3 protein-coding genes and 1 pseudogene are annotated in these 3,746 nt (G+C 68.4%); 1 reads left to right on the plus strand and 3 read right to left on the minus strand.

Annotation, left to right across the window (positions count from 1 at the left end; translation table 11 throughout):
• Positions 1–333: hypothetical protein (locus Q4F73_RS11915; protein WP_303359559.1), on the plus strand; the 333-nt coding region annotated here is incomplete at its 5' end.
• Here the strand turns inward: Q4F73_RS11915 and Q4F73_RS11920 are convergent.
• From Q4F73_RS11920 to Q4F73_RS11930, 3 genes and pseudogenes are all read right to left on the minus strand, one after another.
• A complete protein-coding gene (locus tag Q4F73_RS11920) occupies positions 330–803 on the minus strand; it encodes a hypothetical protein (protein WP_303359560.1) in 474 nt (157 codons plus the stop codon). The genes Q4F73_RS11915 and Q4F73_RS11920 overlap by 4 nt on opposite strands.
• Before the next feature lie 27 nt (positions 804–830).
• Positions 831–3,341 carry a phenylalanine--tRNA ligase subunit beta gene (gene pheT / locus Q4F73_RS11925; protein WP_303359561.1) on the minus strand — a complete coding sequence of 837 codons (2,511 nt, stop codon included), beginning with the start codon at positions 3,339–3,341 and terminating at the stop codon, positions 831–833.
• A gap of 27 nt (positions 3,342–3,368) precedes the next feature.
• Positions 3,369–3,746: pseudogene (locus Q4F73_RS11930) on the minus strand (phenylalanine--tRNA ligase subunit alpha); the annotation flags it as partial.

Consider the following 3,746-nt stretch of genomic DNA (forward strand, 5'->3'; position numbering starts at 1 on the left):
ACCGACCAGCTCCTCATCCTCTCTGGTCTGCCTGCGGTCCCCTGGCCCGAGATCGCCCTCATCGTCGCCGGTCTGCTGCTCGGGATGGAACTCCCGGTGATCGTCGGCGCGCTCGCCCTTGTCGCCGGTCTGCTGCTCGGGATGGCTCAGCTGGACACGACAATCTGGGACTTCATCATCCTCGGTCTGGGTGTGGCCGCCACAGCCGTGCTGCTGGCGGTGCCGCCCGGCCCGGTGATGTTCATGGGTCTGCTCATCATCGTGGGACCCGCCCTTTTGGTAGCCGGGGGCTCGGCGACGCTGCGCAGGTACCTCGCCCGTCGACGGGTCTAGCTGCTCAGCTGCGAGCTCAGAGCCGCCGGGTTGTTGCCGACCGACGTAGGGCCGGCGTAGGCGACGTAGTTGAGGGACCCGGACAGCACGTGCAGTCCACCCATCGGATCAGCAAACACGGTGACTCCGTGCGCGTTGCCGAGCTGGCCCGCACCGAGCACCTGCTTGGTGCCGATGAGCCCCTGGTTCCAGCATCCGACGACACCGGGGCCGTTCCCGAAGACCGTCACGGCGGGGATCTTCTCCTCCGGCGGGTTGCACTCGGGCATGGTCTGACGCGCCCCGTCGCTGACGCAGATGACGTGGGGTCCGTCCTCGGTCATCACGACGTCGCAGCGGACATTACCGGCGGCATTGGTGAACTGGACATCACCCTCGGCGGCGGAAGCACCGGAGGCGCCACCGACGAGCACAGCGGCAGAGACGGCGGGAACGGAAAGAAGGGTCAGGGCACGATGTGAAATGGTCATGCCCCGACCCTATAAACTTTCCGCTACCTAAGCACGCATCTCGGCGCCGAATTTCTCTTTTGCCAGTTCAGCGGCCGCGAGACGTCGCTCGTTGGCCTCCTCATCGGTCAGCGTGCGGTCGCCTGCGCGGAACAGGAGGGAGAAGGCGAGGGACTTCTTGCCTTCGCCGAGCTGCTCGGAGCGGTAGACATCGAAAAGCTCGACGTCCTCGAGAAGCTCCCCGCCACCCTCGGCGACGACGCGGCGGACCTGCTCGGCCGGGACGGATTCGTCGACGACCAGCGCGATGTCCTGGTGGAGCGCCGGGTAGGAGGACAGCACCGGGGCCGGGAAGTTCTCCTTCAGCGGCAGGGCGGTGAGGTCCAGCTCCATGGCGCAGGTGCGGGCCGGGAGGCCGAGGGCCTCGAGGACCTGGGGGTGGAGTTCACCGGCATGGCCGACGACGGTGTCGTCGATAAGCAGGGCGGCACAGCGACCCGGGTGCCAGGGCAGCTGCTCGGCGGAGGTGATCTCCAGCTCGACGTCGGCGGCACGCGCCACGACGCGGGCGGACTCGATCGCGTCCGCCCAGGTGTAGGCGCGCCCCTGGCCCCAGGGCCCCTCGTACTCCACCTGGCCGGTGGCGACGGTGGCCACGTGCAGCGGCTGGGACGGCAGAGAATCGACGAGCTCGGTGATGGTCTCCTCGTCCGGCTTGGCGGCCACCGACGGCATCGGGGAGGCATCGGCGCGCTTGAAGGAGACCTGCTGCAGGCCGAAGAGGGCGACGTCATTGCGTCCGCGGGCGACGTTGCGCACGACGGCGTCGAGCATCGACGGCAGCAGCGTCGTGCCGAGGATGGCGCGATCCGCCTCCAGCGGATTCTGCACCTTGACCACGTTGCGGCGCTCATCGTCGGTGTCCAGGCCCCACACGTCGAAGGTGTCGTTGGCGATGAAGGGGCTGGGCAGGATCTCGGCGTAGCCGTTGTAGGCCAGGGCGTGGCCGACGGCCCGGCGACGGCGCTGCGCCGGGGTCAGCCCGCGGCCACCAGCCGGGGTCGGCAGGACCAGCGGAATGTCCTCGAGGCCCTCGAGGCGCAGGACCTCCTCGACCAGGTCAGCGGGAATGCGCAGGTCGCCGCGCCACGTCGGCGGGGTGACCTCGAGCTTGCCACCGCACTCGGAGACGGCGACGGTGCAACCGACCTCCTCGAGACGCCGGATGACGGTCTCGCGGGAGTAGTCGACACCGGCCAGGTCGGAGGGGTGGTTGACCGGCATGGTGATCGTCGGCATGGCCGGGACCTCGCCGATGATCGTGCGCGCAGGGGCGATGGAACCGCCGGCGATCTCGACGAGAATGGCACAGGCCATGTCGAGGGCGACCTCGACGATGGCGGGATCGACGCCGCGCTCGAAGCGTCGAGAAGCTTCCGAGGACAGCTTGTGGCGGCGTGAGGTCCGCGCGACCGTCAGCGGATCCCAGGTGGCGGCCTCGAAGTAGACGTCGGTGGTCTGCTCCGAGATCTCCGAGCGGGTGCCGCCCATGACACCGGCCAGGGACTGGATGCCGGTGTCGTCGCAGATGACCACGTCCGCGGCATCGAGGGTGCGCTTGACGTGGTCGAGGGTCTCGAAGCTCTCCCCCGCCTCCGCGTTGCGGACCACGAGCCCGCCGGTGATCTGCGCGGCGTCGAACGCGTGCATCGGCTGGCCGAGCAGCAGCATGACGTAGTTGGTCACGTCGGTGGCGGCGTTGACCGGGCGCTGGCCGGAGAGCATGAGCTCGCGCTGCAGCCAGAAGGGGGACTCCGCCTGCGGGTCGATGCCGGTGACCTTGCGCAGGCCGAATCGGACGGTGTTGGTCTCCTCGCGGACGTCGATGTCCAGCAGCTCGCCGGACGGCGCGGGAACGCCGGACAGGTCGATGCCACCGACGGCCGGTTCCACAGCGACGTCGGTGTACTCCAGGTCGAAGGCCGAGGCCAGCTCGCGGGTCAGGCCGCGGGCGGACAGGGCGTAGCCGCGGTCCGGGGTGACGTTGACGTCGAAGACGGTGTCGCCCAGGCCGAGGGCCTCGCGGGCATCGTCACCGGGCTGACCGTAGGCGGGGTCGAAGGTCTGGATGCCGGAGGACTTGTCGCTCAGGCCCAGCTCAGCGGCAGAGCAGATCATGCCGTTGGAGATGTGGTCGTAGGTCTTGCGCGCGGCGATGGCGAAATTGCCCGGCAGCACCGCACCCGGCAGGGCGACGACGACGGTGTCGCCTTCGGCGAAGTTCTGCGCGCCGCAGACAATCCCCTGCAGCTCCCCGGTGCCGTTGGCATCGCCGACGTCGACCTGGCAGTAGCGGATGGGCTTCTTGAACTCGGTGAGCTCCTCGATCTCCTTGACCACGCCGAACACCAGTGGTCCGGTGGTCTCGGGGATGGGCTCATAGCCTTCGGTCTCGAAGCCGACGCGGACGTAGCCGGCGTCGAGCTCCTCCGGCGTGACGCCGAAGGACGGGTTGGCGTGACGCAGCAGTCCGGTGACCCAGTTCTGTGCAAGCAGCATGATGATGTTCCTTTCTGAACCGGGGTATTACTTCTGGATGCCGAACGGCAGCGTGAAACGGACGTCGCCTTCGACCATGTCGCGCATATCGGACAGCCCGTTGCGGAACTGCAGCGTGCGCTCGAGGCCCATGCCGAAGGCGAAACCGGTGTAGACCTCGGGATCGACACCGACGGCGCGCAGGACGTTCGGGTGGACCATGCCGCAGCCGCCCCACTCGATCCAGCCGGCGCCGCCCTTCTTGTTGGGGAACCACACGTCGATCTCCGCCGAAGGCTCGGTGAAGGGGAAGTAGTTCGCGCGCATACGCGTCTTCGTCTCCGGGCCGAAGAGGGTCTTGGCCAGGTGATCGAGGGTGCCGCGCAGGTGCGCCATGGTCAGGCCCTTGTCCACGGCCAGCCCCTC

The sequence above is a fragment of the Corynebacterium sp. genome, assembly GCF_030535495.1.
Taxonomy (GTDB): domain Bacteria; phylum Actinomycetota; class Actinomycetes; order Mycobacteriales; family Mycobacteriaceae; genus Corynebacterium.